A 25,150-nucleotide genomic window follows, 5' to 3' on the forward strand; every position below is an offset into this window, starting at 1 on the left:
CCGGCGGCCCGGCCGCCGCGCGCGCCCGGACGGTGTCGCCGAGGCCGAGCGCGTCCAGGGCCCGCAGCGCGTTCGGCTGGAGGGCCAGCCCCGCGCCGACCTCGGTGAACGCCGGGGCGCGCTCCAGCACCCGCACCCGGTGCCCGCCGCGGTGCAGGGCGAGCGCGGCGGCCAGCCCGCCGATCCCCCCGCCGATGACGATCGCGTCCATCCATCTCTCCTTAGAGGTTCTAAAACTTCTAGAGCCATTAAGGAAACACAGATGCTCTAGGCTGTCAACGCCGCCGAGGGAGGGGACCGACGATGACGACGCGACGCGACCGGATGCGGCGGGCCACGCTCGCCGAGATCCGCGCGGCGGCGCGGCGGCTGCTCACCGCCAAAGGCCCGGCCGCCGTGACCGTCAACGCGGTCGCCCGCGAGGTCGGCATGAGCGGCCCGGCCCTGTACCACTACTTCGCGGGCCACGACGACCTGGTGGCTGCGGTCGCCGCCGACTTCTTCCGGGAGCTGACCGCCGCGATGGAGGCCGCCCGCGACACGTGCCCCGCCGACGCGCCCGGCGACCGGCTGCTGGCGGCCTGCCGCGCCATGCGGGCCTGGGCGGTCGCCCATCCCGCCGAGTTCCGGTGGGTGTTCGCCAGCCCGGTCCCGGCCGGCGCCTCCGCCCGCCGCACCGGCCCCGGCCATCCCCCCGCCTCCGAGCGCGACCGGGCCGGACGCGACTTCGAGCTGGTCTTCCTGCGGCAGGTCGAGGCGCTGTGGGCACGCGCGCCGTTCCCCGTCCCCGGCGAGCCGCCGCCCTCGGTCCGCGAGGGGCTCGCCGCCTACCGCGACGACCTCGGCCTGGAACTGCCCGTGGCGGCGCTGCACGTCGCGATGGGCTGCTGGATCCGTCTGTACGGGCTGCTGTGCATGGAGGCGCTCAACCAGCTCGACTTCGCCTACTCCGACATCGCCCCGCTGTACGAGGAGACGCTGCGCGACATCTCCCGCGGCATCGGGTTCGAGTACCGGCCCCCGGGCTAGGGCCTGTTTCAAAGCGGGCCTCAGCCACGCGCGAGCGCGTGACCTGACCTGCGGGCCCGATGCCGGAGGCGAGGGCCCGCGGGTCAGATCGCGAAGCGATGTCGCGCTCGCCAAGACCTGGTGAGGCGCGAGCCCCCAGGGCGAGCGCCGCAGGCCAGGGCTTTTGAAACACGGCCTAGCCCCGGCCGAGGCGGCGTTCCGGGTCGCGGAGCTCTGACAGCAGCAGCGGCAGGGCCGCGTGCAGTTCGCGCTGCCAGTAGTTCCAGCCGTGGGTGCCCCGGTAGAAGTGCGTGGCGGCCGGGATGCCGAGCTTGGCGAGCTTGGCGGTGAACGCCCGCGACACCGTGGAGCACAGCGCCTCCACCGCGTCGTGGGAGGTGCCCGGCCGCGGGTCGTAGGGGCCGGGCTCGCCGTCGCCGCAGCTGACGTAGAGCCGGACCCCGGCGAGCCGGTCGGCCAGGTCGAACGGGTTGTGGTGCCGCCACACGATCCGCTGCCGGTCGGGGTCGCCCCACACCGCGCGCCAGTCGACGGTCGGGCGCCCGACGTTCACGGAGAGTTCGATGAGGTCGGGGACGTCGAGCCGCGCGGGGTCCCGGTGCAGGGTGTGCAACGGCCCGCTGAACGACGCCGCCGCCCGAAACAACCCTCGGTGCCGGGCCGCATACGCCAGCGCGCCCAGCCCGCCCAGGCCCTGCCCGGCGATGGCGCGGACGTTCCCGGCGCGGTATCCGCGTTCGAGAATCCGCCGGAGTTCGGTGAGGTGGAAAGTCTCCCACTTCGGCGGCCCGCCGTTGCCACGATTCCACCAGTCGGTGTAATTGGCGCTGCGGCCGCCGTCGGGCAGCACCACGATCACGTCGAGGTCGGCGGTCAGGCGCTCCAGGTCGGTGTGGTCGGTCCAGGCGGTGTGCCCGGCCGCGCCGCCCTCGACCCCGTGCAGCAGCCACAGCACCGGCCAGGTCCGCGGCGCCTCCCGTGACCAGCCCGGAGGCAGCAGCAACCGGACGTGCGCCACGCCCGACAGCGCCGTGGACCGCACCGTCAGATCGAGCGTGCGCGGGCCCCGCCGCCGCTCGTTCAGCACCGTCGCGCCGTCCCCGGCGGCCGGGTCGGCCGCCGGCGCCGGCCCGCCGGGGGCAATGGTCGCGACAATGCCCGCGACCCCCGCGATGAATCCCGCTCCCAGCACGAGTCGCCGCCACATATTCACGCCCCGGATATTCGTTCCTGCATCCGACGTGAATATGCCCACTTCCCCGGAAACCTCAACGCAGAGTAACCGTTTTATAAAATATGCCGTCGGGTTTCCGGTCGGGCCGCCCGGTAGGGTGAGCCGCGAGAGAGGGGAGACGACCCGTCACGATGCGCAGCAAACCCGAGCTGGAGGCCGTGATCCGGGAACGCGGTCGCGGCCGCGCGGTCCTGGTGGTGAACTCCCGGTCCCGCCGCGGCCGCCGCCTGTTCGAACGGGCCAGACGGCTGCTGGACGAGGCGGGGATGGTGTTCGACGAGGTCGTCCCGGTCCCCGACCCGACGAAGCTGGACGCGGTGCTGACCGACGTGGTGGACTCGCGGCCCGACCTGGTGGTGGTCGGGGGCGGCGACGGCACGATCGCGGCGGCCGTCAGCCATCTGGCGCACCGCGACATCGCCCTGGGGGTGCTGCCGCTCGGCACCACCAACAACTTCGCGCGCAGCCTGGAGCTGCCGCTGGACCTGCCGGGCGCGGTGCGGGTGCTGGCCGAGGGCAAGGTCGCCGACGTGGACGTGGGCTGGTTCGAGAGCACCGGCGACCTCACCGACGACCCGGGCGGCGCCGACGACCACGAGCACATCTTCGCCAACATGGTCAGCCTCGGCCTGTCGGTGCACGTCGCCGAGCGGGTCCCGCACCGGCTCAAGGCGGCGCTGGGCCGCCCCGCCTACGCGCTCACCGCGCTGCGGCTGCTGCCCCGGCACGGGGCGTTCCACGCGAAGGTGACCATCGACGGGGTCACCCGCGAGATGCCCACCCACCAGCTGAACATCGCCAACGGCGCCCACCACAGCGGCCAGCGCATCGCCCGCGACGCCAGCCCCGACGACCGGCTGCTGGCGGTCTACCGGCTGGGCGACGAGCGGCGGCTGAAGCTGGCCTCGGCCACCGCCCGGCACGTGCTGACCGGACGGTGGCGGTCGCTGAAGAGCGAGGCGTTCCTCACCACCGACGAGGTGGTGGTGGAGACCGACCCGCCGCTGTCGGTGGACGTGGACGGCGAGATCCGCGGCCGCACCCCGGTGCGGATCAGGCTGCTGGGCAACGCGCTGCGGGTGATCGTCCCGACGTCGTTCGTCGACACCTGAGGGACCGGCTAGAGGGCGCCGCGCGCCGCCAGCAGCTCCTTCAGCCGGTCGTGCGGGAGGCCCGGCGAGCGGTGCCCGTCGCGTCCGACCGTCGTCGCGGCGGCCAGCAGCGCGTTCAGCACGGCCTCCTCGACGGCCTCCACGACCGCCTCGTAGAGCGGGTCCACCCGGTTCCACGGCACGAACCGCAGGGTCTCGTACCCCGGCTCCCCGACCGGGAAGCCGCCGGTGAGCGCGCCCGCGTTGGCGGTGGAGAACGCCAGGAACAGGTCGCCGGAGGAGTGGTGGCCGATCGTGCCGGTGCGGGCCAGGCCGAGCGGGACGCGGCGGGCGAGCGCGGCGCACTGGCCGGGCAGCAGCGGCGCGTCGGTGGCGACCAGCACGATGACCGAGCCCGCGCCGGGCGGGGCGGTCCAGTCGGTCTCGGCCATCGGGTCGTCGCCGGTCATGTCCCGGCCGACCGGGACGCCGCGGACGGTCAGCTCGCGGCGGTCCCCGAAGTTGGCCTGGAGCAGCACGCCCACGGTGTGGACGTCGCCCGCGTACTCCACGGTCCGGGAGGCGGTGCCGGTGCCGGCCTTGAAGCCGTAGCAGTTCATGCCGGTGCCGCCGCCGACCGAGCCCTCGGCGACCGGGCCGGGGGCGGCGGCGTCCAGGGCGGCCTCGGCGTGCTCGGGGCGGACGTGGCCGCCGTTGATGTCGTTGAGGTAGCCGTCGTAGGTCTCGGCGACGACCGGCAGCAGCCACTCGTCGCCGGGCAGCCGCCGCTTGACCCACCGGATCACGCCCTCGTGGCAGGGGCCGACGGCGTGGGTGTTGGTGATCAGCACGGGCGTGCCGAGGGCCCCGGTCTCGGCGATCCAGTGGGAGCCGGTCATCTCGCCGTTGCCGTTGAGGGAGAAGATCCCCGCCGCGCACGCGTCGGCGAGGCCGTCGTGCCCGCGCGGCAGCACCGCCGTCACGCCGGTCCGCACCGGGCCCTCGTCCAGCGTGGTGAAGCCGACGGCCACGCCGGGGACGTCGGTGATCGCGTTGTGGGGGCCGGGGGTGCCGGGCAGCGGCAGGCCGAACGCGCGGGCGCGGGTCATGGGTCCCCTCTCGTTCCGGTCGAGGCCCCCAGGGTACGGACGGTCAGCGGTCGGCGCCCTCGCGGGGGACGCGCCTCAGGCCCCCGCCGTCGGGGGGCAGGGGGCGTCCGGCGGCGTCGAGCAGGTACCACTCGGCCCCGTGGTCCCACAGGTCGTGGCCCTCGGCCTCGGTGGGCAGCCCGTCGTCCCGGACGTACCGGTACAGCGGGTGCCCGGCGTAGGTGGCCTGGAGCCGGCCGTCGGCGCGGCGGACCACCCCGACCAGGTCGGCCCGCGCGCCCTCGCCCGCGCGGGGCGGCCGCCCGGCCGTGAACGGCGGCCACATCGCGGCGCAGTCGCCCCGGCAGGTCGGCCGGTCGCGGCCGTCGCGGGCGAACCGGTACAGGGCGCGGCCCATCTCGTCCACCAGCGCCCGCCCCCGCGCCGTGGTGCCCATCCGGACCGTCGCGGGCAGCTCCCCCGGCGCGGGCAGCGTCCTGCCGGGGGCGGCCATGTCCCCGCCGCCGTCACGGCTGCATCCCCCGGCCAGCGTCCCGGCCGTGACCAGCAACGCGACCAGGACCGCAGCCGGTGCTGCCGACGTCTCGCCCATCCCCGCCTCCGCACCTCGCCCGCGGGCCCGCCCCGGTTCGCCACGCCGGGGACCGGGCAGGCATAGGCCCATGGACGCACAGGAGACACCCGACGCCAACCCCTTCGACGTGTTCGACCGCGAGGCCGCCCGGCTCGACGCCCACTTCGCGGGCCTCGACGGCGACGCCTGGGACCGGCCGTCGCGCTGCTCCGGATGGTCGGTGCGCGACGTGCTCGCCCACCTGGCCGGGGAGGAGCTGTACAACCACGCCTGCCTGGACGACGACCTGGGCGGCCTGTTCGCGCGGCTGGAGAAGGAGGGCGTGGACGACCTGGACGCGTTCAACGACTGGTGCGTGCGGACCCGCCGGGACCGGCCCATCGGGGAGGTCCTGGCGGAGTGGCGGGGCGCCAACGCCGACACCCGCCGCCGGATGCGGGAACGCGGCGCGGACGCGATGCTGTCCACGATGAGCGGGCCGTACCCGGTGGGCCTCCAGACCTGGCACTACGCCTCGGAGTACGCCACCCACGCCGACGACGTGGCCGCCCCGGTGGACCCGGCCGAACGGGACGCGCGCACGGCGTGGCGCGCGGAGTTCGGGCGGTCCGCGCTGGGCGAGGCGGACACGCCCGTCCGGGTGGAACGCGTCCCCGGCGGCTACCGCGTCACGCTGGAAGGCCGTTCCGCCGAGCTGCCGGCCGCCGAGTTCGTCGAGGCCACCACCGGCCGGCTGCCGGACGACCACCCGCTGGACCGCGAGCTACGCTCCGCGCTGGTCTGCCTCGCCTGACCCGCCCGGCCTCTCGTCCGGTTTCTCGTCGGCCATCACGTACGCGCCGTCGCGCAGCCGCCCGATCAGCCCGCGCGTCCACGTGGCGGCGGCGTCGGCGGAGGTCACCCACCAGTCGAGCAGCTCGTTGAGGTGGTCGCCCGACTCCCACGCCAGGTGCGGGGCGACCTCGCCGCGGAACGCCGCCAGCGCCTCCAGCCGCCGTTCCAGCAGCCCGATCGCCTCGGCGCGCGGCAGCTCGGTGAGGAACCCCAGCGCGGCGGTCAGCAGCTCCGGCCGCCGCACGTCCACCGTGACCAGCGCCTCCCGGAGCTGCCGCAGGAACTCCGCCTCGCCCGCCGCGGTGATCTCGTAGTCGGTGCGGGGCGGCCCGGCGGAGCTGCCGGCAGCCCCGTGGGCGCGCAGCAGCCCCTCCTTGGTCAGCTGTTTCAGCGCGTGGTAGATCGAGCCGGGGTTGACGTTGGCCCACTCGTCCGACCCCCACGACAGCAGCGTGCGCCGCACCTCGTACCCGTGCGCCCGCCCGAACCCGCGCACCCCGCCGAGCACCAGCAGCCGCGTCGCCGACACCGCCTCGCGTTTCACGCCGCCCAGGCTATAAGGGGGCTGGCAGGCGGACCGAACCGCGCCTATCGTCGAGGCGGAGGCGATGCCGCATGGACGCGGACTGGTGGTCCATCGAGGTCTTCGACGGGAAGTTCCCCGCGACGTCCTGGTTCCTGAGCTGGAAGGAACAGCTCGTCGAGGCCGCGCTGACCCACGGCGCGACGGACTGGTGCCTGACCGAAAGCCACTGGGGCCTGGTGCTGGAGCTGTCGTTCCCCGGCGAGGAGCACTGGTCGCGCTGGCGGGCGCTGCCCCTGGTGCGGGCCGCGCTGGACGCGGTCCCCGACCCGGTCGACGGCCTGCTCGTCTACCGGGGGCGCGGCGGGTCGTCGGGGGCCCCGGTGCCGCGCCGCCCCCGCCCGGCCCCCGGCGCGGCGGCCGTCACGCTGGACGACGCGGCGGAGGAGCCCCGGTTCCGTCTCGGCGCCGCCGCCGTCTGACCGGATGGTCCTCGGCCACCTCGGGGTGAACGTCCCCGACCTCGACGCCGCGCGCGAGCACTACGCCACGGTCATGCCCGCCCTCGGCTTCGAACCGTTCCTGGACGCGGCCGACCAGTTCGCCTACCGTCCCGCCCACGGCAGGCGCGGCACGTACCTGTTCTTCTATCCCTCCGCCGCGCCGGACCCGCCCGGCGCGTACTCGCGGGACGGCACCGGGCTCCAGCACCTGGCGTTCATGGTGCCGACGCGCGCGGCCGTACGGGAGGTCCACCGGCTGGTGACGGGGCTGGGATGCGAGATCCTGCACGGGCCTCGGGAGTTCCCGCAGTACCCGCCGCCGTACTACGCGACGTTCTGGCTGGACCCGTTCGGGTTCATGCTGGAGGCGGTCTGCCACCACGACCGGTGAGCGTTCACTCCTCGCCGTCGGCGGGCAGCGTGAACAGGCGGACGTGCACGGGGCGGGCGTCCGGGTCGGCGGCCTCCCGCGCCTGGTCGCTGTGCCGTTGCAGCAGCCTGATGTAGTCCTCGAAGAACTCGGCCAGCCCCTCCTCGGTCAGCACCGCGCTCCCCCGCGACACCCGCACCCACTCCGGACGCCGCGCGTACTCCTCGGGGACCCGGCTCATCAGCTCGGTGTCCTCGGCGTGCATGAGCCGCAGCACCTCGCCCAGCACCGGCCGCTGCTCGTCCGGCACCGCGTCCAGGTTCGGGAAGCGCAGGTCGCGGGGGCTCTCGGCGCGCCGCCACCAGCGTTCCCGCCCGGCGGACCGCTCGGGGATCTCCTCGATGAGGCCGTGCCGCTCCAGCTGCCGCAGGTGGTAGCTGGTCGTGCCGGTGCTCTCCCCGAGCGCCTCGGCGAGCGTGGTGGACGTGGCCGCCCCGTGCGCGTCGAGCCGCCGCAGGATCCTGCGGCGCAGCGGGTGGCTGAGGGCCTTCAGCTTCCCTGGGTCGTCCAGGATGACGGGCTCGGCATCGTCCTTCATGAGGAGCAGCCTAATACCGCAGAGCCATCTTTGCAGAGAAACCTTTGCAAAGCTTCCTCTGCAAACTAGCGTCCGGGGCATGCGGAAAACACCGACCCTCCTGGCGCTCCTGGCGCTCCTCCTCTTCCTGCCGCTGCCCGCCCGCGCGGACGGCGGCGGCCCCGTCCCGGCCCCGCCCGGCCTCACCGCCACCGAGGTGTCCTTCACCGGGCACGGCGGGCTGACCCTGCGCGGCACGGTCCTGAAACCCCCGGGGACCGCGCCGCGCGCGGGCGTCGTGCTCGTCACCGGCTCCGGCGCGGGCGTCCCCCGCGAGCACCTGCGCACCGAGGCCGTCGAGTTCGCGCGACGCGGCCTGGCCGTCCTCATCTACGACAAGCGCTCGGCCGGGTACACGCTGTTCCGGCGCTCCTACTCCGAACTCGCCGACGACGCGCTCGGGGGCGTCCGCGCGCTGCGCGCGCAGCCCGGCGTCGATCCGGCCAAGGTCGGCGTGTGGGGCCTCAGCGAGGGCGGCTGGGTCGCGCCGCTGGCGGCCTCCCGCTCCCGCGACGTCGCGTTCGTGATCGTGGTGGGCGGCAACGCGATGACCCCGCTGCGCCAGCAGATCTGGAACGAGGCGTCCGAACTGCGCCGCGCGGGCGTGCGCGGCTCGCTCATCGACCGGGGCAAGCACAACTTCGCCCGCCTGGCCGGCGACATCGGCCTGTTCGCGGAGGCCCACCACGACGCGCAGGGCGTGCTGACGAGGGTGCGGCAACCGCTGCTGGGCGTGTGGGGCGACCGCGACCTGCTGACGCCGCCGCAGGAGAACCCGCCGCTGTTCGCGCGGGCCCTCCGGCGCGGTGGCAACACCCACTACACGTTCCGCTACTTCCGGGACGCCGACCACGGCCTCCACCAGACCCCCGACGGCGGACGCACCCGGGGCGAGGCCCTCGCCCCCGGCTACGCCGACCTGGTGGCCGGATGGGTCCGGGACGTCACCTCCGGCCGCCTGCCGAACGCCGACGCCCCCACCCCGCCCAAGCAGGACCACCCGACCGTCGCGGCCCCGCCCTCGGCGTGGTGGGAGGGCAAGTGGGCGCAGCTGTTCGCGGCCGTCCTGTTCCTGGTGGCGTTCGCGGCCTACCCGCTGACGGCGCTGGCGCGCCGCGTCCGGGGACGGCGCGGGGTGGCCAACGGCTGGGCCCGGACGCTGGCGGCCACGGGGGCGGTCGGCTTCCTGGGCGCGTTCGTCTACCTGTTCTCCCTCGTGATGGGCAAGGGGACCGAGACCGGCCCGCTGGTGTTCGGCCGGCCGCTGCCCTGGGTGCTGTTGCAGACGACGGCGGTGCTGGCGGTGATCGCGCTGGTCGGGACGGTCCTCCGCTGGCGCCGGGAGGTCCCGCGCGGCGAGCGGGTCCGGGTGGGGCTGCTCCTGGTGGCCGGGGCGGTGTTCGTGCCGTGGGCCTTCTACTGGGGGCTCCTGTAGGAGCCCGGTGCCAGTCGCGTTGGTGCCGGGGACTCTGGTGACCCGGCACCGGCGCCCACGAGGGTGATCATGTCGTTTCGGTTGAGGAGAAGGAGAAGCACATGGTCCGGATGTCCCTCGTCGCGCGCACGGCCGTCGTCGGCGGCCTGTCGGCCGCCCTCGCCATGGGCGCCGCCCCCGCCATGGCCGCGGCACCCGACGCCCACCCGGCCGCGGTCCAGGTCACCAAGGCGAAGCAGAAGCAGCACTCCTTCTGGGTCAGGGTGAACCCGGGTCCCCGGGGCACGACCGTCCCGTCGAAGGTTCGCGGGCCCCTGACCAAGACGAAGGTCGGGGCCAACGTCTCGCTCAGGGTCGCCCAGGTGCACCGGAACGCCCCGGTGAAGGTGCAGCTCGTCGCGCAGAACGGCAAGGCCCTGAGCCCCGCCGTGACCGTCAAGCACACCGACGCGGGCAGGACCGTCAAGCTCAACAGGGTCAGGATCAAGCCGGGGACGAGGTTCTACCTGTCCCTCAAGTCGGCCTCCAAGCAGGTCGGCTCCAGCCTCAAGGGCACGGTGCTCTACTGAGGGTGATCCCGGGAACGGGTCCAAAGCACGGCCCCGGCGGACCGGCACCGTACTTTCGGCCGGTCCGCCCCGGCGGCGGGGCTTCCTAGCGTCGGGGTCATGGACACAGTGGATCGGACGGCGCGACCGGCCCGAACGGTGATCGACGTCGGGCTGGGCGTCGTGTTCGCCGCCGGGACCGCCTTCACCGCCTTCATGCTCGCCACCAGCTGGGGTGGCGCCTCCTGGGCGTTCGACCTGGCCGTCTCGCTGGTGGTGGGCGCGCTGGCGCTGCTGCGCGAGCGGTGGCGGCCGTGGACGGCGGTCGCGGGCGTGGCGGTGGCGGGCGCCGCGACCGCGCTCTCCCTGGCCGCCGACCTGCCGCAGGAGCCCGCGCCCGTCCCGGCCCTGGCCATGGCGGTGCTGGTGGGTTCGGCGATCAGGACACTGCGCGCGGGCCCGGCGGCGGGCATCGCCGCGGGCGGCGTCGCGGTGGTCGCGCTGACCTGGGTGTCCGGGCCGACCGGCGTCACCACCATGGCGACGGTCGCCATGGCCGGAGCGCTGGTGCTCGGCCCGGCGCTGCGGCTGTCCGGTGGCGGGCGGCCGTAAGAGGTGGCGGCGGAACCGAACACTCCGGGCAGCGGGGGCCGGACGCGGCGCGTCCCGGCTCCGCACCGGCTCGGTACTCTTGCCGACGTGGCCGCCGCGGACCGATGGATGAGAAGGGCCTCCGTCGTCGGGGCGGGCGCGGTGTTCACCACGGCGATCGCCGTCCAGGCCATCGCGATCGCCCAGACCTGGGGCGCGGCCTACGCGTTGCCCGGCGGCGCCGCCGCGGCGGTCGTGTGCGTGCTGGCGCTGCTGCACCGGCGGCCGGCGTGGGCGCCGGTCGCGGGCCTGGCCGTGGCCGCCCTGGCGGTGCTGCTGCCGGAGGCGGCGGGCGCCGACCTCCCCACCGAACCCGGTCCCGCCACGGCGCTGGGGCTGATGGTGCTGGTCGGGACCGCCGTCCGGACCCGGCCGCCGGTCGTGGCGGGCGCGGTCGCGACGGCCTGGGCGGCCCTGACCGTGGCCGGGCAGGTCGCCGCCGAGCCCGAGGCGTCCGGCGTCACGGGCGTGACGGCGATGAACGGCCTGGCGTGGGCGGCGGCCGTCGCGGCCGGGCTGACGTTCCGGACGCTGGACGCGCGGGCGGGCGCCGTCGCCGAGCGGGTGCGCCGCGCCGAGCGGCTGGAGCTGGCCCGGGAGCTGCACGACATCGTGGCCCACCACATCACCGGCATGCTGATCCAGGCGCAGGCCGCCCAGATCGTGGCGCGCCGGGACCCCGGGCGGGTCGGCGAGGCGCTGACCGAGATCGAGACGGCCGGGTCCGACGCCCTGACGGCGATGCGCCGCGTGGTGGGGCTGCTGCGCGACGCCGACGACGGCGCGCCCCCCTCCCCCGGCCCCGAGGAGCTGGGGACGTTGGTCGGCCGCTTCGAGGGCAAGGGTCCCGCGGTGCGCCTGCGCGTGCCCGACCGGACCGACTGGCCGCCGGAGGTCGCCAGCACCGTGCACCGCGTCGTCCAGGAGTCCCTGACCAACGTGCTGCGGCACGCGCCGCGGGCCCGCTCGGTCGAGGTCACCGTCGACCGGGTCCCCGAGGGGATCGCGGTCGAGGTCGCCGACGACGCCCCGCACGGCCCGGCGCACGCCCGGCACCGCGGCGGATACGGTCTGGTCGGCATGCGCGAACGCGTCGAGTCCCTCGGCGGCACGCTGAGCGCCGGACCGGGGCCCGGCGCCGGCTGGTCCGTGCGGGCCGTGCTGCCCGTCCCCGTCCGGGAGCCCCGATGACCATCGAGGTCCTGATCGCCGACGACCAGTCGATGATCCGCCGCGGGCTGCGGCTCATCCTGGAGGACCAGCCCGACATCAGGGTCGTCGGGGAGGCCGCCGACGGCGCCGAGGCCGTCGCCCTGGCGCGGCGGCTGCGGCCCGACGTGTGCCTGGTCGACATCAGGATGCCCCGGCTGGACGGCATCGAGGTCACCCGCGCGCTGGCCGGGCCGAAGGCGGCCGATCCGCTGCGCGTCGTCGTGGTCACCACCTTCGACATGGACGAGTACGTGTACGGCGCGCTGCGCGGCGGCGCGGTCGGGTTCGTGCTGAAGGACGCCGGGCCGGGGCTGCTGGTCGAGGCCGTCCGCGCCGCCCACAACGGCGAGGCGCTGGTCTCGCCGTCGATCACGCTCCGGCTGCTGCGGCACCTCGCCTCGGCCGGGGCGCCCCGGGAGCCGGTGCGGACGCCGCTGTCGGACCGCGAGCTGGAGGTCGTGCGGGCCGTCGCCCGGGGCCGCACCAACCAGCAGATCGCCGCGGAGCTGTTCATCTCGCTGAGCACGGTCAAGGGCCACGTGTCCGGCATCCAGGCCAAGCTCGGCACCCGGAACCGCGTCGAGATCGCCGCGTGGGCCTGGGAGAACCGGCTGGTGGAACCCGGCTGACCACCGGCGGGCGCGAACCGGCCGAAAGTACGGCCGGCGGCGGCGCCGACCGTGCCTTCGGTCGGTGCGGCCCCGGGCGCGGGTTCCCAGGATGGGACCATGCCGAACACGACCTCCCCTCCGGTGCTCCACGCCGAGGGTCTGACCAAGAGATACGGCCGCCGCACCGCGCTGAGCGACGTCAGCCTCTCCGTTCCCCCGGGCCGGATCATCGGCCTGGTCGGCCCGAACGGGGCCGGCAAGTCGACGCTGCTGCACCTGGCCTGCGGGCTGGTCGAGCCGACGTCCGGATCGCTGGCCGTGCTGGGCTCCCGCCCGGCGGCCGACGCCGCCCACCTGGCCCGGGTGGGGTTCGTCGCGCAGGACACGCCCGTGTACGGGTCGTTCACGGTGGCCGAGCACCTGCGGCTGGGCGCCCGGCTCAACCCGGCGTGGGACCAGGGCCTGGCCGAGCGGCGCATCGCGCAGGTCGGGCTGAACCCCGACCAGAAGGCGGGCCGGCTGTCGGGCGGGCAGCGGGCGCAGCTGGCGCTGACGATCGCCGCCGCCAAGCGCCCCGAACTGCTGATCTTCGACGAGCCGGCCGCCGCGCTGGACCCGCTGGCGCGCAGCGGGTTCCTGCGCAACCTGATGGAGTTCGTCACCGAGCTCGGCGCCAGCGCCGTGCTCTCCTCCCACCTGCTGGACGACATCGAGCGGGTCTGCGACCACCTGATCGTGCTGAGCGGCTCGCGCGTCCAGGTCGCCGGTGACGTCCGCGACCTGCTGGCCACCCACCACCGCGTCACCGCGCCCCCCGGCGAGCTGGAGCGGCTGCCGCCCGGCGTCGAGACCGTCCGGGTGGAGCACCACGGCCGCGCCAGCGTCGCGGTCGTGCGCGGCGACGCCGGACGGCCGCCCCTGCCCCGTCCCGCCGAACCCGTCTCGCTGGAGGAGCTCGTGTTGAGCTACATGACCCGCGCCGCCGGGGAGGGACGCCGATGATCTGGCTGAGCTGGCGGCAGTTCCGCGTCCAGGCGCTGGCCGGCGCGGTCGCGCTGGTCCTGGCCGCCGCCTACCTGGTGTACCTGGGCGGCGACATCCGCGACGCCCACGACGTCTACCGCTCCAAGTGCGGGGGGCGGGCCGACTGCGCCGAGCCACGGGCGCAGTTCCGCTCCGCCTACGAGTCCACGCTGCTGTTCCTGGCCGCCGGGCTCGGCCTGGTCCCCGCCGTCCTCGGCACGTTCTGGGGCGCGCCGCTGGTCGCCCGCGAGCTGGAGGCGGGCACCCACCGGATGGTGTGGAACCAGAGCGTGACGCGGGGCCGGTGGCTGCTGGTCAAACTTCTGGTCGTCGGCGCCGCCGCCATGGTCGTGACGGGGACGGCCGCCGCACTGCTGACCTGGGCGGCCGCCCCGTTCGACGAGGTCGTCGAGAACCGGTTCGGCACCTTCGAGTTCGGCGCCCGCAACGTCGCGCCGGTCGGGTACGCCGCGCTGGCCTTCACGTTCGGCGCCGTCGCCGGCCTGGTGCTGCGCCGCACCCTGCCCGCGATGGCCGTCACGCTGGCCGGGTTCCTGGTCTTCCAGTTCCTGTTCCCCAACCTCGTGCGGCCCGGCCTCATGCCGCCGGAGAGGACGACGCTGCCGATGACCGCCCAGGCCATCAACCAGGCGCGGAGCCTGGGCAGCATCGGCGGCGGCGCGGTGGTCGGCGGCGTGCGGATCCCGGACGAGCCCGACGCGTGGATCAGCGACCTCAGCCCGCTGCGCACCGCCGACGGCCGGAACCTCGGCGAGCGGCGGTTCAACGCCTGCCTCGACAGCCCGCCCAGGACCGGGGCGACCGGCACGTTCGGCGACACCGCGGTGTGCCTGGGCAAGCTGAGGCTGCACGTCGCCGTCGCCTACCATCCCGCGGACCGCTACTGGGCGTTCCAGTGGGCCGAGACCGCGGTGTACCTCGCGCTCAGCGGGCTGCTGGCGGCGTTCGGCCTCTGGCGCGTCCGCCGCCGCGTGACCTGACGGCCCGGCGGGTCAGCTCCGGGCGCCGAGCTGGAGGCCCCCGCGGGAGCCGAGGTGGAGGCCGCCGCTGGCGTCGATGACCTGGCCGGTGATCCAGCGGCCGTCGTCGGAGGCGAGGAAGGCGACGACGTCGGCGACGTCCTCGGCCCGGCCGACGCGGTCGAGGGCGGCCAGGCCCGCCAGGTACTCCACGACGCCCGGGGCCTCGAACAGGGGCGCGTTCGCGTCGGTCCTGGTGGCTCCGGGGGCGACGGCGTTGACCGTGATCCCGCGGACGCCCAGCGCGCTGGCCAGCGTCAGGGTCATCGTCTCCACGGCGCCCTTGGTCATGGCGAAGGAGGTCTGGCCGGGGTTGGCCGCGCGGGTGGCGGCCGAGGACAGGGTGATGATCCGGCCGCCGTCGCGCAGCACCGGCAGCGCCCGCTGGATGAGGAAGTACGGCGCCCTGACGTTCACCGCGAACAGCCGGTCGAACGCCTCCGGGGTGTCGGTCTCGATCGGGCCGGTCGGGGCGGCCGCGGCGTTGTTGACCAGGATGTCCAGCGGCCGCCCGGACAGCCAGCCCGCCAGGCCGGTGAACAGGGTGTCGGCGTCCCCGGCCGTTCCCAGCTCGGCGCGGACGGCGAAGGCGCGCCCGCCGGCCCGCTCGATCCCGGCGACGGTCTCCCTGGCCCCGGACTCGCCGCCGCCGTAGTGCACGGCGACGTCCGCGCCGTCGGCGGCGAGCCGTTCGGCGATGGCACGTCCGATGCCGCGCGACGCCCCGGTCACCACGGCGGTCCTGCCGAACAGTCTGCTCATTCCACTCACCTCGTCCTGTTAGTCACTAACAATTTGTTAGTGACTAACAGGACGGTAGCGTATCCCGCATGAGTGGTGAAGGGCCGAATCTGCGCGAACGCCGGCGGGCGGAGACCCGGCGCATGATCCAGTCGCACGCGATGCGGCTGTTCACCGAGCACGGCTACGACGCGACCACCGTCAACGACGTCGCCAAGGCCTCCGGGGTCTCCCCGATGACCGTCTACCGGCACTTCCCGACCAAGGAGGACCTGGTCCTCCAGGACCGGTACGACCCCCTCATCGCGGCCCGGGTCGCGGCCCGGCCGGCCGACGAGCCCCTGGCGCGCCGGATCGGCCGGGCCCTGGTCGAGACGACCCGCGCCGTCGTCGGGCCGGGAACGCGCCCGTCACCCGAGGAGGACCTGCTGCTCGTCCGCGTCCGGCTGATGATCGACACTCCGGCCCTGCGCGCCCGCCACCTGGACGGCCAGCTCGCCACCCAGCGGGCCATCGTCGACGCCCTGCTCGGTGACGCGCCCGACCCCGAGCCGGAGTTCCGCGCCTGGGCCGTGGCCGGCGCCTGCCTGGCCGCGATGCACGTCGCCCTGACACGCTGGGCCCGCGAGGACGGCCGCCCGGACCTGCCCGGCCTGATCGCCACCGCGCTCGCCGCCGCCTTCGACGACGACTTCGACTGACGGCGGTGTCACAAAAGCCCTGGCACCGCGCCCGATCGCCCGGCGGCTCGAAAGCCGATGTGGGCCCGCCACCGCCGGTCAGTGGCCGATGTCGCGGTCGCCTGCCTCGACCAGGCCGCTCTCGTAGGCGAAGATGACGATCTGGGCGCGGTCGCGTAGGCCCAGCTTGGTGAGGATGCCGGAGACGTGCGTCTTGACGGTCGCGGGTCCGATGAAGAGCTCTTCGGCGATCTCGGAGTTGCTCGATCCGCGGGCCACGGCGGCCATCACTTCGCGCTCGCGGTCGGTGAGGCGTTCCAGGCGTTCGGCCACGGCGGTGTTGACGCTCAGCCGCCGGGCGAACCGGCCGATCAGCCGGCGGGTGATCGAGGGGGCCAGCAGGGCGCCGCCGTCGGCGACGGTGCGCACGGCGGTGGCGAGCTGGTCGGGTGGGATGTCCTTGAGGACGAAGCCGCTGGCACCGGCGTGCATCGCCCGGTAGACGTACTCGTCCGGGTCGAACGTGGTCAGGATGAGCACCCTGACGTTCCAGTCGGATTCGGCCAGGATCCGCTCGGTGGCCTCCAGACCGTCCATGTCCGGCATCCGGATGTCCATGAGGATCACGTCGGGCCGGTGCCGGCGCGCCGCCTCGATCGCCTCGGTGCCGGTACCGGCCTCGGCGACGACCGCGATGTCGTCGTGGATCTGCAGGATCATGGCGAAGCCGCCGCGGACGAGGGCCTGGTCGTCGACGATGGCGACACGGATGCTCACGCGGGCTCGCCTCCGGTGGGCAGGTGGGCGGTGACGTCGAACCCGCCGTCCGGGCGCGGCCCGGCGTCGAGTGTGCCGCCCAACAGTAGCGCCCGCTCCCGCATCCCCACGATGCCGTGGCCGCGCGTCCCGTCCTGGGCGTCTCCCGGCAGGGCGGCGGTGCCGCCGCCGTCGTCGCGCACCTCGATGACGATCTCGCCGCCGGCGACCCCGAGCCGGACGTCGGCGTGGGCGCCGGGACCGGCGTGCTTGAGCACGTTGGTGAGCGCCTCCTGAACGATGCGGTAGGCGAACAGGTCCACGCGAGCGGGCAGTCCGGTCGGGAGCGTGGCGAGCGACAGGGTCACCGCGACGCCCGTCGCGCGGATCTGGTCGGCGAGGCGGGGAACGTCGGCCAGGCCGGGCTGGGGCTCGGGGCCGCCGGCATCGTTCTCGGGACGCAGGACGCCGAGCAGGTGGCGCAGCTCGGCCAGCGCCTGCCGTCCCTCCTCTTCGACCGCCCCCATCGCCCGCAGTGCCTGCTCCGGGATCGGACCGTCGGCGGCGTGCGCGGCCATCGCCTTGGCCGCGCCCGCCTGAACGGTCATGACGCTCACCCGATGGGCCACCACGTCGTGCAGCTCGCGGGCGATGCGCGTCCGCTCCTCGGCCACGATGCGGACGGCCTCGGCGGCCTGTTCGGCGACGAGCCGGGCGGCGTGGCGGTCGCGCAGCCGGAGCCCGCGCCCCACGTACCACAGGCCGACCATGACGATGACCCCGAAGACGGCCTCACTCCACGGCGCGGATTCCGTACGCAGGTCAACGGTGACCAGGGCGACGGTCGCCACGACGCCCGTGGGCCCCCGCCATGAGTCCGGCGAGTACCGCCCCGCGCTGTACAGGGCGACGAGCACCGGGACGCCGATGAGGTTGCGCGTGGTCGGCAGCAACAGGGCCCAGGCGATCAAGGTGACGCTCAGCACGGCCAGAGGTGCCCGGCGTCGCCAGTACAACGCCGTACCGGCCGCGGCGAAGACCGGCAGGGCGGCGAGGTTGAGGTCGCGAAGGGGACGGAAGCCCAGGGCGTCTCCGGGCATGTCGTGCACGAGCACCAGCACGAGGAGGACCAGCCCGGCGAGGACGGCGTCCATGGCGCGCGGCCAGCGGGCGAAGGGCCCCCGGAGCCTTCCGGGGCGGCCCGCCGCGGCCCCGGCGGGCGGGCCGGAGGGCGGCGTCGTGCGGTTCACCAGCGCTCCACGGTGCGAGATGCGGTGCCCTCCGCGGCTTGTCGGCGGGCGCGGGACCACCGTATGCGGGAACGGACACACCGGTCATCCGCCGCGAGGCGGAGCGGGCCTCCGCTGCGCGACGGGGATCGGCTCCGCCGGTGGACGGGCGACTGCGGCGGCCCCGGCGAGCACGGTTGGTGCGACAGCTCACCCCGGCGCACTCGCCGCCGCATCCCCTCGCCGAAGGAGCACCGTCATGCATCGCGTCATCCGTCGCATCGGCGACGCCAGCGCCCGCCGACCATGGCTAACGATCGGGCTCTGGACTCTCCTGGCCGTCCTGGTCATCGGGCTGGCGGGCACCGCGGGCGGCAGGTTCGCCGACGACCTCGTCGCTCCGGGCAGCCAGAGCGAACGGGCGATGGAGCTTCTGCAGGAGCGCTTCCCGCAGGCGGCCGGTGGCAGCGCCAAGGCGGTCTTCGCCGCTCCGGAGGGTGAACGGCTCGACCGCTACCGACCCGCCATCCAGGCGGCCCTCGCCCGGATCGCCGATGCCGAGGACGTGGCCGCCGTCGCCGACCCGTTCGCCACCGGCACGGTGTCGCGCGACGGGCGCATCGGCTACGCCGAGGTCACCTTCGACCGGCCCTCGGCCGGGCTCGGCCCCGAGCCGGTGAAGGCGATCACCGGCGCGCTGGAGCCGGTACGGGCCGCCGGCGCCGTCGCGGAGGTCGGCGGCGACGCCGCGTTCATCAACGCCGAGACCGAGACCTCGGGCACCGAGGCGGCCGGTCTGCTGGCCGCCCTGGTCGTGTTGCTCGTCGTCTTCGGAACGGTCGTCGCCGCCCTGGTGCCGATCGTGATCGCGATGGTCACGGTGGCCACCGGGCTGTCCGGCATCGCGCTGCTGGCCCATGCCATGGACGTCACGAGCGCCGCGACGAGCGTCGGAATGCTGATCGGTCTGGGCGTCGGCATCGACTACGCCCTGTTCGTCGTGGCCCGCTACCGCCAGAACCGGACGGCCGGTCAGGACAACCGCGCCGCACTGTCGAACGCCATGGCGTCGGCGGGCTCGGCGGTCCTGTTCGCCGGAGGCGCCGTCGTCGTCGCGATGTCGGCGCTGCTGCTGACCGGCTTGGGCCTGCTGGCCTCGGTCGGGCTCGGCGCCGCGCTGGTCGTGCTCTTCGCCGTGGCCACCGCCCTCACCCTGCTGCCCGCACTGCTGTCCCTGCTGGGCGACCGCATCGACGCCGGACGCCTCGTCCGCCGCCGCTCCCCCGCCGAGCGCACCGAAGACGGGGCATGGTGGCGTCTGGCGCATCGTGTCTCGGGCCGCCCCTGGCCGTATCTGCTCGGCGCGTCGGCGCTGCTGCTCACGCTCGCCGCCCCGGCGTTGTGGATGCAGACCGGCTACCCCGACGCCGGCGACGACAGGACGAGCACGACCCACCGCCGCGCGTACGACCTGCTGGCCGAGGGCTTCGGCCCCGGCCACAACGCCCCGCTGCTGCTCGTCGCCGACCTGCGCCGCCCGGGCGTGACCGCCCAGACCATCCCCGACCTCACCGGACGTCTCGCCGCCGACCCCGGCATCGCCGCGGTGGGCCCGCCGCGGACCTCTCCCCAGGGGGACGCGGTCGTCGTGCCCGCGATCCCCACCAGCGCCCCCGCGGACGCCGAGACCTCCCGGACGCTGGAACGCGTTCGCGACCTGGCCCCCGCCAACGTCGCCGTCTCCGGCATGACGGCCATGACCGACGACCTCACCCGGCAGCTCGACAAGACCCTCCCGATCTTCATCGCCGCGATCCTGGCCACGTCGTTCCTGCTGCTGATGGTGCTGTTCCGCGCCGTCGTCGTGCCGCTGAAGGCCGCCGTCATGAACCTGCTGTCGATCGGCGCCGCGTACGGCGTCGTGGTCGCGGTGTTCCAGTGGGGGTGGTGCGCGGACCTGTTCGGCCTGGACGGAACGTACGCGATCGCCTCACCGCTGCCCACGATCTTCTTCGCGGTCCTGTTCGGCCTGTCCATGGACTACGAGGTGTTCCTGCTCTCCCGCATCCGCGAGAGCTACGACGCCACCGGCGACAGCACCGAGTCGGTCGCGCGCGGCCTGGCGGGCACCGGCCGGGTGATCACCTCCGCCGCTCTGATCATGACGGTGGTCTTCCTCGGCTTCGTCGCCCACCCGTCACCGCTGGTGAAGATGCTCGGCCTGGGCCTGTCCACGGCGATCCTGCTCGACGCCACGGTCGTCCGGATGCTCCTGGTGCCCGCGACCATGGCCCTGCTGGGCAAAGCCAACTGGTGGCTCCCCCGCTGGCTCGACCGCCGGCTCCCCCACCTGACCGACCCGGCCACCGAGCCCTTCCCCGACACCCTCGCGCCGGCCCCGGCGCCCGCCGACCGCTGAGAAGAACGCCCAGGTGACCAGCGCGCCCAGCGCGAGAGCAGTCCCGAGAGGTGCCAGGCTGATGCCGATCACCACAGCCGAGGGTGCGGTGATCGGCATCAGCCTGGTCCACCCCAAGGAGCTGGACGAGCGCAAACAGGCGTTGCACGTGCGCCCGTCCGCCGAGGGGCCGTGCCCGATCGTGTGCGACAAGGGCTTTGCCTGCGCCGGGATCGAGGCCGCCGCGACCCGACTGAGACACCGACTGATCCGCCCGCGCCGCCACGGCGAACCCCCACCTGGACCCGGCCGCGTCTTTCCCTCCTGGCTGCGCCAGCGCGTCATGGCACTCAACGTCGCCATCTGGGACAACTGACTCACCGACCAGCCCGTCAACCGCTCACTGAGCGCCTACGACCGCTGACCAGCGGCAACATTCCCCATTAACGATCTAGGCCGTGTTCTCAAGTTTTGGGCCTCGGTGTTCGGGTGGTCGGGTGTGCCGTGACCGGCTCCGGATGGGTGCGGTCACGGCGTGAGCCAGCCGGTGAGCCCGCCCCGCGGGGTGGCCGGGGCTCCTTTGCGGCCTGGTCTAGACAGGGAGCTCCCAGACACATACGGAGTCGACGTGGGCTGCGCCGATGACCACTGGGCGGCCATCGAGTTCGGCCATGCGGACGCCGTGCACCGTGCTGCCGTATTCGCGGAACGGCCGACCGAGCAGCTGGTGCCCGGCCAGATCCCAGACGCAGATCGTGCCGTCCTCGGCGCCGGTGACGGCGACCGGACGGCCCCTCACCGAGCCCGCGTCCAAGCAGGAGATGTCTCCGCCGGGGGCGGTGAGCGGCTCGTCCCACCCGCCGGTGACGGGATCACCCAGCAGGAGGCTTCGCCCGGCCGCGGCCACCACGCACGGGCGGCCGCCCACAGCGGTCAGGGCGAAGTCGGTCGGTGCCTCGTCGAGATCGTCGAACTTGGAGACGGGGGCGGCATCGTCGACGTCCCACACGAGCACCCCGTCGTGGTGACCGTTGGCCACCACGACCCGCCGGTCTCCCAGCATGCCCGCGGCGACCGCACTACCGGCGTACGACCGGGCTTCCACCTCCTCGATCTCGATCTCGAAGTCGTAGCGCGAGGGCTGGTCCGGCGCGGAACCGCCGTCGGACTCCTCGGGTTCGACCACCGCCGGGTCCCAGAGCGACACGCCCATGCCGGACGAACCGACGACGAAGAGCGTGTCCCCGCCGAAGTCCGCGGCGGTCGTCGAGGCCACGCCGCCCTCCTCCTCGGACAGCCTGACCTTGCCGGTCGCGAGATCCCAGAGGGCGAAGCCCTGATGGTCCCCGCCGCCACCGACCACGATCCGGCCGTCCACGACCGCGGCGCCCAGCGCGGTGAGCTCGGTGTAGTCCCCCGCCTCGCACGGGTTGTCGAGCTCGTACTCCGTCCACAGGTCGGTCGCCGGGTCCCAGGTGCAGACAAGGCGGCTGAGATCGGGGGTGGCGACGACGAGCGGCCGCCCACCGAGGACGACAAGGTCGAAGTCATGGATCCGGCCTCGGGGAGGCGAGCTCACGATGATCGGGCCGTGCGTGGGCATGCCAGGATCCTAGATCGTTGATGGGAAATCGCTGGACCGGCTGCGGGCATGGGAAGGGCGCCCATGGTCGGTGTGTGAAAACAAACCTGGACGCCCTTGTGACCGCACTCTACGTCCACCTGGACGACCACGTCCCACCCTGGCGGCAACCGCTGCCCCGGCGGGGCCGGCCCCGGACGCTGACCGATGCCGAGCTGGCGTGTGTTGCGGTGGCGCAGGTGCTGCTGGGCTGTGACGCCGAGCGCCGCTGGCTGCGCATCGCGGCGGCACGGATCGGGCACCTGTTCCCCCGGCTGCCCTGCCAGGCCCAGTACAACCGGCACCTGCGCACCCTGGGCCCGGTGTGGGCGGCGGTGGCCTGCTTGGCTGGCCCGCGCCACCCCCACCTGGCACGAGCGACTGCGGCTGATGGATGGCACCCCGGTGCGCTGCGGCGCTTCCCGGGCCACGGTCAACCGCTCCAGCCTGGGTGAGATCGCCGGTTATGGCCACGACACCTCCCACCATGCTTTCTACTGGGGCGCCAAGCTGATGCCGGTCACCACCGCCGAGGGCACCGTGACGGCGTTCAGCCTGCCCCACCCCAAAGAACTGGACGAACGCAAACAAGCGCTGCACCTGCTGCACATGCGCCCGCCCGCCAAGGGGCCGTGCCCGATCGTGTGCGACACCGGCTTTGCCGGGGCCGGGATCGAGGCGGCCACGGCCCGGCTGGGATACCGGTTGATCCGTCCCCGCCGCCACGATGAGCCGCACCCCAGTCCTGGGCGTGCCTTTCCCGCCTGGCTACGCCAGCGCATCGAGGCGGTCATCTGGACCTTGAAGAACCAGCTGGGCCTGGAACGCCACCACGCCCGCACCGCCGACGGTCTGTGGGCCCGCATCAGCCAGCGCGTCGTGGCACTCAACGCCGCCATCTGGCACAACTGGCTGATCGGTACACCCGTCAAACGATCCCTGATCGCCTACGACCACTGACCAGCCACAACATTTCCCATCAACGATCTAGGCTGCCCGTATGTGGAGAGAGATCGCCCGCCGGACGTTCCCCGGGGTCGGGTTCGGCGAACCCGCCGACGCCACGGAAGTGGCCGCCGCCGAACGGCGACTGGGACGCCCCCTGCCGTCCGAGCTGGTGAGCCTGCTCCGGGAGGCCGACGGCCTGGTGGGACACGACGGGGTGGACACGGTCTGGCCCCTGCGGCAGATCGTCGAGCAGAACCTTCTCTTCCGGTCCGACCGCTCCTTCGCCGACCTGTACATGCCGTTCGACGCGCTGCTCTTCTTCGGCGACAACGGCGGCGGTGACCAGTTCGCCTTCGTCCGCACCCCCACACGACCCGACATCTTCGTGTGGGAACACGAGGACGACAGCCGCCGGTGGGTCGCCCGGGACCTCCGGGACTATCTCGTCCGCTCCCTGACCGACGGCGGAGACGACTGGTACCGGTAGCCGATCACGTTCGCGGCCGGGCGGCGGGCGCGAGGATGAACGTCGTCTTCTCGTCCGCGGGCACCTTCACGGTGAGCCCGGTCCCGGCGAGGGCCTCGGCGATCTCCGCGGGGTCGCCCGCCCATCCGAGGTAGAGCTCGTCGACCAGATCGCCCCTGGAGTCGAAGGCCATGTCGTGGCTCTGGGTGTTCCAGAAGACGGCCCTGGGCGACCCGGGGTCCTCGGTGCGCTCGGCCACGCGCTGCCAGCATCCCGACGTGGTGGGCCAGAGGGCGGGCTCGGCGACGTACCCCCTGGCGGCCAGGTGACCGAAGGCCCGCAGGATCCGGCACAGGTCGGAGGTCTCCGCCGTGGCCAGGCACGTCACGGTGCCCTCGTCCGGCTCCTGGGGATCGTGGGCCGCCGCCAGCAGCCGTTCCATCGCGGCGTCGAAATCGTCCTCGGCCTCCCCGCCCTCCGGCTCCTCGGGAACGCGGACCACGAGGCCCTCCCAGGCGAACGCCGACTGGATCTGCGAGGTCAGGGAGCCCCTCCACTGAACGTCGACGTCCCGGCACAGAACGCCGTCCGCCGAGAACGCGTCCGTGAACTCGTCGGGCAGGGTCAGCAGCCCGTACTCCCCGGTCGCGGACGCGAACTCCTTGCCGGTGACGTGCCGCCACCCCGCCTCGTCGAGCCGGTCGAGGGCCCGGTCGAAGGCGTCGCTGTGCGACTGGGCGGGCGAGTGCGTCCGTTCACGCTTGGCCACCTCCCGCCGGAGCCTGGCGATCACCATCGCCCACCAGCGATGCGGGTGCCGGAACGCGTCGGGATCGATCTCCTCAAGAGCCTCGGCGATCTTCACGAGCCGGGCCCTGTCATCGGCGGGCCGCTCCGCCCGGGGCGAGCGCTCGTACGCGCCCACCAGCCGAACGAACCAGACGAAGGCCCCCAGAGTGGTGTTCACGATCTCGAACCGGGGCTCCTCGTCGGCGCCTCCCAGGGAGAGGAGCACGACGACCCCGTCGTTCACATCGAGGAAGTACAGCGCGCCGCCGTCGGACCCGGCCCCGCCCAGGATCAGGGCCGGACCGTCCTCGTGGAGCGGGTGCACGGTGAACAGCCCGAACGGCCCGTCGGGGATGTCCGTGCGGAAGTACCCGCCCGCGTCCGCAGGCAGCCCGGTCTGGGTGAGGAGCACGAAGTCGTCCTCGGGGAGCCCGATCTCCCTGCCCGTCTCGGCGTCCAGGGTGACGGTGTCCTCCTCGCCTGCGGCCACGGCGTTCCTTCCCGGGAGTGAGATGCTTCGACCGGAAAGACCGTAATGGGGCGTTGCCGCTCATGTCCCCGGATCACCGATATTGATGATCATGAATTTCCCGACTGGCGACTGGGCCCGGCCAACTGGGGCGGGGGCGCACATGGTTCCCCGTCCAACGTCCCGTGCGCGGCTCTGGGCCCCCTTGCGCCCCTCAAAGGGATAAGAGACCTTCATCCCGAAGAACTGGAGCCTCTATTGGCGGCTCTCGTCCGAGACAGGGACGATCGTCAACGCTGGACCGCTCTGACATGGCGGGCGAACCGCTGGTGCGCCGCCTGCTTGCTGATACCGAACGCGACCCCGACATCCGACCAGGACGCCCCACGCTGATAGGCGGCGACGGCGGCCTGCTCGGCGCTGCGCCGTCCCAGACTCTCCACCTGGGCGGCCAGCCGGAGAACGGCCATCGGGTCCGTCTCGACCATGGCGGCCAAACGCGCCTCCAGCGCGGCCAGAAACTCGTCGGAGGCGGGCGGGAACATGGGACGGATCGGTCCTCTCATGCCCCCAGACTCGCCGACCGCACAACCGAACGTCAAGCCCTCTTGACGCCCACCAACTATCCC

General features: G+C 73.9%; 27 protein-coding genes and 2 pseudogenes. 17 read left to right on the forward strand and 12 right to left on the reverse strand.

What is annotated here, in order from left to right:
- Positions 1 to 211, reverse strand: a 211-nt coding sequence (locus AKI01S_RS36615) for an FAD-dependent oxidoreductase (protein WP_157420430.1), incomplete at its 3' end; no start/stop codon positions are given.
- A gap of 92 nt (positions 212 to 303) precedes the next feature.
- Here AKI01S_RS36615 and AKI01S_RS36620 point away from each other — a divergent pair.
- On the forward strand, positions 304 to 1,029 hold the full coding sequence (locus AKI01S_RS36620) for a TetR/AcrR family transcriptional regulator (protein WP_067828660.1): 726 nt from the start codon (positions 304 to 306) through the stop codon (positions 1,027 to 1,029).
- Positions 1,030 to 1,204: 175 nt separating this feature from the next.
- Here AKI01S_RS36620 and AKI01S_RS36625 read toward each other — a convergent pair whose 3' ends face one another.
- Positions 1,205 to 2,236, reverse strand: a complete 1,032-nt coding sequence (locus tag AKI01S_RS36625; RefSeq protein WP_067828662.1) for an alpha/beta hydrolase — start codon at positions 2,234 to 2,236, stop codon at positions 1,205 to 1,207.
- 158 nt (positions 2,237 to 2,394) lie between these two features.
- Here AKI01S_RS36625 and AKI01S_RS36630 point away from each other — a divergent pair, with 158 nt between their 5' ends.
- Positions 2,395 to 3,375, forward strand: coding sequence for a diacylglycerol/lipid kinase family protein (locus AKI01S_RS36630; RefSeq protein WP_067828664.1), 981 nt, complete (start codon positions 2,395 to 2,397; stop codon positions 3,373 to 3,375).
- 8 nt (positions 3,376 to 3,383) lie between these two features.
- On the opposite strand, the gene AKI01S_RS36635 is transcribed toward AKI01S_RS36630, so the two are convergent.
- The gene (locus AKI01S_RS36635) at positions 3,384 to 4,463 is read right to left on the reverse strand and encodes a DmpA family aminopeptidase (RefSeq protein ID WP_067828666.1); all 1,080 of its coding nucleotides are present in this window, start codon (positions 4,461 to 4,463) and stop codon (positions 3,384 to 3,386) included.
- 43 nt (positions 4,464 to 4,506) lie between these two features.
- Positions 4,507 to 5,055, reverse strand: a complete 549-nt coding sequence (locus tag AKI01S_RS36640; RefSeq protein WP_067828668.1) for a COG4315 family predicted lipoprotein — start codon at positions 5,053 to 5,055, stop codon at positions 4,507 to 4,509.
- Positions 5,056 to 5,125: 70 nt separating this feature from the next.
- Between AKI01S_RS36640 and AKI01S_RS36645 the strand changes: the two genes are divergently transcribed.
- On the forward strand, positions 5,126 to 5,830 hold the full coding sequence (locus tag AKI01S_RS36645; protein ID WP_067828673.1) for a maleylpyruvate isomerase family mycothiol-dependent enzyme: 705 nt from the start codon (positions 5,126 to 5,128) through the stop codon (positions 5,828 to 5,830).
- Here the strand turns inward: AKI01S_RS36645 and AKI01S_RS36650 are convergent.
- Positions 5,801 to 6,415, reverse strand: coding sequence for a PadR family transcriptional regulator (locus AKI01S_RS36650; RefSeq protein WP_245681925.1), 615 nt, complete (start codon positions 6,413 to 6,415; stop codon positions 5,801 to 5,803). The genes AKI01S_RS36645 and AKI01S_RS36650 overlap by 30 nt on opposite strands.
- 71 nt (positions 6,416 to 6,486) lie before the next feature.
- On the opposite strand from AKI01S_RS36650, the gene AKI01S_RS36655 reads away from it, so the two are divergent.
- Together AKI01S_RS36655 and AKI01S_RS36660 are read left to right on the forward strand one after the other, a co-directional pair.
- Positions 6,487 to 6,876 carry a hypothetical protein gene (locus AKI01S_RS36655; RefSeq protein WP_067828677.1) on the forward strand — a complete coding sequence of 130 codons (390 nt, stop codon included), beginning with the start codon at positions 6,487 to 6,489 and terminating at the stop codon, positions 6,874 to 6,876.
- 4 nt (positions 6,877 to 6,880) lie between these two features.
- Positions 6,881 to 7,288, forward strand: a complete 408-nt coding sequence (locus AKI01S_RS36660; RefSeq protein WP_067828680.1) for a VOC family protein — start codon at positions 6,881 to 6,883, stop codon at positions 7,286 to 7,288.
- A 4-nt stretch (positions 7,289 to 7,292) separates the two neighbouring features.
- Here the strand turns inward: AKI01S_RS36660 and AKI01S_RS36665 are convergent, their stop codons facing one another.
- Positions 7,293 to 7,865 (reverse strand): winged helix-turn-helix domain-containing protein, encoded by a 573-nt coding sequence (locus AKI01S_RS36665; RefSeq protein ID WP_067828686.1) that lies wholly within the window; start codon positions 7,863 to 7,865, stop codon positions 7,293 to 7,295.
- A 79-nt stretch (positions 7,866 to 7,944) separates the two neighbouring features.
- Between AKI01S_RS36665 and AKI01S_RS36670 the strand changes: the two genes are divergently transcribed.
- From AKI01S_RS36670 to AKI01S_RS36700, 7 genes are all read left to right on the forward strand, one after another.
- Positions 7,945 to 9,339: an alpha/beta hydrolase family protein gene (locus AKI01S_RS36670; RefSeq protein WP_084000616.1), complete on the forward strand. Its 1,395-nt coding sequence runs from the start codon at positions 7,945 to 7,947 to the stop codon at positions 9,337 to 9,339.
- 101 nt (positions 9,340 to 9,440) lie between these two features.
- Positions 9,441 to 9,908, forward strand: a complete 468-nt coding sequence (locus AKI01S_RS36675) for a hypothetical protein (protein ID WP_067828689.1) — start codon at positions 9,441 to 9,443, stop codon at positions 9,906 to 9,908.
- A gap of 99 nt (positions 9,909 to 10,007) precedes the next feature.
- Positions 10,008 to 10,499 carry a metal transporter gene (locus AKI01S_RS36680; protein WP_067828692.1) on the forward strand — a complete coding sequence of 164 codons (492 nt, stop codon included), beginning with the start codon at positions 10,008 to 10,010 and terminating at the stop codon, positions 10,497 to 10,499.
- A 108-nt stretch (positions 10,500 to 10,607) separates the two neighbouring features.
- Complete coding sequence (locus AKI01S_RS36685) at positions 10,608 to 11,729, forward strand: sensor histidine kinase (protein WP_067828701.1); 1,122 nt, start codon at positions 10,608 to 10,610, stop codon at positions 11,727 to 11,729.
- On the forward strand, positions 11,726 to 12,379 hold the full coding sequence (locus AKI01S_RS36690) for a response regulator (protein WP_067828704.1): 654 nt from the start codon (positions 11,726 to 11,728) through the stop codon (positions 12,377 to 12,379). Before AKI01S_RS36685 ends, AKI01S_RS36690 begins: the two co-directional genes overlap by 4 nt.
- Before the next feature lie 99 nt (positions 12,380 to 12,478).
- The gene (locus tag AKI01S_RS36695; protein ID WP_067828706.1) at positions 12,479 to 13,363 is read left to right on the forward strand and encodes an ABC transporter ATP-binding protein; all 885 of its coding nucleotides are present in this window, start codon (positions 12,479 to 12,481) and stop codon (positions 13,361 to 13,363) included.
- Complete coding sequence (locus AKI01S_RS36700) at positions 13,360 to 14,385, forward strand: ABC-2 membrane transporter-related protein (protein WP_067828708.1); 1,026 nt, start codon at positions 13,360 to 13,362, stop codon at positions 14,383 to 14,385. The genes AKI01S_RS36695 and AKI01S_RS36700 overlap by 4 nt, the downstream gene beginning before the upstream one ends.
- 12 nt (positions 14,386 to 14,397) lie before the next feature.
- Here the strand turns inward: AKI01S_RS36700 and AKI01S_RS36705 are convergent, their stop codons facing one another.
- Positions 14,398 to 15,186: an SDR family oxidoreductase gene (locus tag AKI01S_RS36705; protein ID WP_067828710.1), complete on the reverse strand. Its 789-nt coding sequence runs from the start codon at positions 15,184 to 15,186 to the stop codon at positions 14,398 to 14,400.
- A gap of 68 nt (positions 15,187 to 15,254) precedes the next feature.
- On the opposite strand from AKI01S_RS36705, the gene AKI01S_RS36710 reads away from it, so the two are divergent.
- Positions 15,255 to 15,866, forward strand: coding sequence for a TetR/AcrR family transcriptional regulator (locus tag AKI01S_RS36710; RefSeq protein ID WP_067828712.1), 612 nt, complete (start codon positions 15,255 to 15,257; stop codon positions 15,864 to 15,866).
- Positions 15,867 to 15,944: 78 nt separating this feature from the next.
- On the opposite strand, the gene AKI01S_RS36715 is transcribed toward AKI01S_RS36710, so the two are convergent.
- Together AKI01S_RS36715 and AKI01S_RS36720 are read right to left on the reverse strand one after the other, a co-directional pair.
- On the reverse strand, positions 15,945 to 16,622 hold the full coding sequence (locus AKI01S_RS36715) for a response regulator transcription factor (RefSeq protein WP_067828715.1): 678 nt from the start codon (positions 16,620 to 16,622) through the stop codon (positions 15,945 to 15,947).
- Entirely contained in the window at positions 16,619 to 17,851 is a 1,233-nt protein-coding gene (locus AKI01S_RS36720) for a sensor histidine kinase (protein ID WP_218009954.1), read from the reverse strand. The genes AKI01S_RS36715 and AKI01S_RS36720 overlap by 4 nt, the downstream gene beginning before the upstream one ends.
- Before the next feature lie 238 nt (positions 17,852 to 18,089).
- Between AKI01S_RS36720 and AKI01S_RS36725 the strand changes: the two genes are divergently transcribed.
- Entirely contained in the window at positions 18,090 to 20,249 is a 2,160-nt protein-coding gene (locus AKI01S_RS36725; RefSeq protein ID WP_084000617.1) for an MMPL family transporter, read from the forward strand.
- A 49-nt stretch (positions 20,250 to 20,298) separates the two neighbouring features.
- Positions 20,299 to 20,604, forward strand: a pseudogene (locus AKI01S_RS36730) (IS982 family transposase); the annotation flags it as partial.
- Positions 20,605 to 20,820: 216 nt separating this feature from the next.
- On the opposite strand, the gene AKI01S_RS36735 reads toward AKI01S_RS36730, so the two are convergent.
- The gene (locus AKI01S_RS36735; protein WP_067828720.1) at positions 20,821 to 21,831 is read right to left on the reverse strand and encodes a WD40 repeat domain-containing protein; all 1,011 of its coding nucleotides are present in this window, start codon (positions 21,829 to 21,831) and stop codon (positions 20,821 to 20,823) included.
- A 74-nt stretch (positions 21,832 to 21,905) separates the two neighbouring features.
- Between AKI01S_RS36735 and AKI01S_RS54870 the strand changes: the two are divergent.
- Together AKI01S_RS54870 and AKI01S_RS36745 are read left to right on the forward strand one after the other, a co-directional pair.
- Positions 21,906 to 22,809 (forward strand): annotated as a pseudogene (locus AKI01S_RS54870) (transposase).
- Between the two features lie 40 nt (positions 22,810 to 22,849).
- Complete coding sequence (locus AKI01S_RS36745; protein ID WP_067828723.1) at positions 22,850 to 23,284, forward strand: SMI1/KNR4 family protein; 435 nt, start codon at positions 22,850 to 22,852, stop codon at positions 23,282 to 23,284.
- Between the two features lie 4 nt (positions 23,285 to 23,288).
- Here AKI01S_RS36745 and AKI01S_RS36750 read toward each other — a convergent pair whose 3' ends face one another.
- Together AKI01S_RS36750 and AKI01S_RS36755 are read right to left on the reverse strand one after the other, a co-directional pair.
- The gene (locus tag AKI01S_RS36750) at positions 23,289 to 24,542 is read right to left on the reverse strand and encodes an SUKH-4 family immunity protein (RefSeq protein ID WP_067828726.1); all 1,254 of its coding nucleotides are present in this window, start codon (positions 24,540 to 24,542) and stop codon (positions 23,289 to 23,291) included.
- A 269-nt stretch (positions 24,543 to 24,811) separates the two neighbouring features.
- Positions 24,812 to 25,066, reverse strand: coding sequence for a hypothetical protein (locus tag AKI01S_RS36755; protein WP_067828728.1), 255 nt, complete (start codon positions 25,064 to 25,066; stop codon positions 24,812 to 24,814).
- Positions 25,067 to 25,150: the final 84 nt, after the last annotated feature.

It is taken from the genome of Actinomadura kijaniata NBRC 14229 (genome assembly GCF_001552175.1).
In the GTDB taxonomy this organism is placed as follows: domain Bacteria; phylum Actinomycetota; class Actinomycetes; order Streptosporangiales; family Streptosporangiaceae; genus Spirillospora; species Spirillospora kijaniata.

Bases quoted from the DNA above. Each gene is read 5' to 3' on its own strand.
- AKI01S_RS36620 (WP_067828660.1), top strand. From the start codon at position 304: ATGACGACGCGACGCGACCGGATGCGGCGGGCCACGCTCGCCGAGATC.
- AKI01S_RS36625 (WP_067828662.1), bottom strand. From the start codon at position 2,236: ATGTGGCGGCGACTCGTGCTGGGAGCGGGATTCATCGCGGGGGTCGCG.
- AKI01S_RS36630 (WP_067828664.1), top strand. From the start codon at position 2,395: ATGCGCAGCAAACCCGAGCTGGAGGCCGTGATCCGGGAACGCGGTCGC.
- AKI01S_RS36635 (WP_067828666.1), bottom strand. From the start codon at position 4,463: ATGACCCGCGCCCGCGCGTTCGGCCTGCCGCTGCCCGGCACCCCCGGC.
- AKI01S_RS36640 (WP_067828668.1), bottom strand. From the start codon at position 5,055: ATGGGCGAGACGTCGGCAGCACCGGCTGCGGTCCTGGTCGCGTTGCTG.
- AKI01S_RS36645 (WP_067828673.1), top strand. From the start codon at position 5,126: ATGGACGCACAGGAGACACCCGACGCCAACCCCTTCGACGTGTTCGAC.
- AKI01S_RS36655 (WP_067828677.1), top strand. From the start codon at position 6,487: ATGGACGCGGACTGGTGGTCCATCGAGGTCTTCGACGGGAAGTTCCCC.
- AKI01S_RS36660 (WP_067828680.1), top strand. From the start codon at position 6,881: ATGGTCCTCGGCCACCTCGGGGTGAACGTCCCCGACCTCGACGCCGCG.
- AKI01S_RS36665 (WP_067828686.1), bottom strand. From the start codon at position 7,865: ATGAAGGACGATGCCGAGCCCGTCATCCTGGACGACCCAGGGAAGCTG.
- AKI01S_RS36670 (WP_084000616.1), top strand. From the start codon at position 7,945: ATGCGGAAAACACCGACCCTCCTGGCGCTCCTGGCGCTCCTCCTCTTC.
- AKI01S_RS36675 (WP_067828689.1), top strand. From the start codon at position 9,441: ATGGTCCGGATGTCCCTCGTCGCGCGCACGGCCGTCGTCGGCGGCCTG.
- AKI01S_RS36680 (WP_067828692.1), top strand. From the start codon at position 10,008: ATGGACACAGTGGATCGGACGGCGCGACCGGCCCGAACGGTGATCGAC.
- AKI01S_RS36685 (WP_067828701.1), top strand. From the start codon at position 10,608: ATGAGAAGGGCCTCCGTCGTCGGGGCGGGCGCGGTGTTCACCACGGCG.
- AKI01S_RS36690 (WP_067828704.1), top strand. From the start codon at position 11,726: ATGACCATCGAGGTCCTGATCGCCGACGACCAGTCGATGATCCGCCGC.
- AKI01S_RS36695 (WP_067828706.1), top strand. From the start codon at position 12,479: ATGCCGAACACGACCTCCCCTCCGGTGCTCCACGCCGAGGGTCTGACC.
- AKI01S_RS36700 (WP_067828708.1), top strand. From the start codon at position 13,360: ATGATCTGGCTGAGCTGGCGGCAGTTCCGCGTCCAGGCGCTGGCCGGC.
- AKI01S_RS36705 (WP_067828710.1), bottom strand. From the start codon at position 15,186: ATGAGCAGACTGTTCGGCAGGACCGCCGTGGTGACCGGGGCGTCGCGC.
- AKI01S_RS36710 (WP_067828712.1), top strand. From the start codon at position 15,255: ATGAGTGGTGAAGGGCCGAATCTGCGCGAACGCCGGCGGGCGGAGACC.
- AKI01S_RS36725 (WP_084000617.1), top strand. From the start codon at position 18,090: ATGCATCGCGTCATCCGTCGCATCGGCGACGCCAGCGCCCGCCGACCA.
- AKI01S_RS36735 (WP_067828720.1), bottom strand. From the start codon at position 21,831: ATGCCCACGCACGGCCCGATCATCGTGAGCTCGCCTCCCCGAGGCCGG.
- AKI01S_RS36745 (WP_067828723.1), top strand. From the start codon at position 22,850: ATGTGGAGAGAGATCGCCCGCCGGACGTTCCCCGGGGTCGGGTTCGGC.
- AKI01S_RS36755 (WP_067828728.1), bottom strand. From the start codon at position 25,066: ATGTTCCCGCCCGCCTCCGACGAGTTTCTGGCCGCGCTGGAGGCGCGT.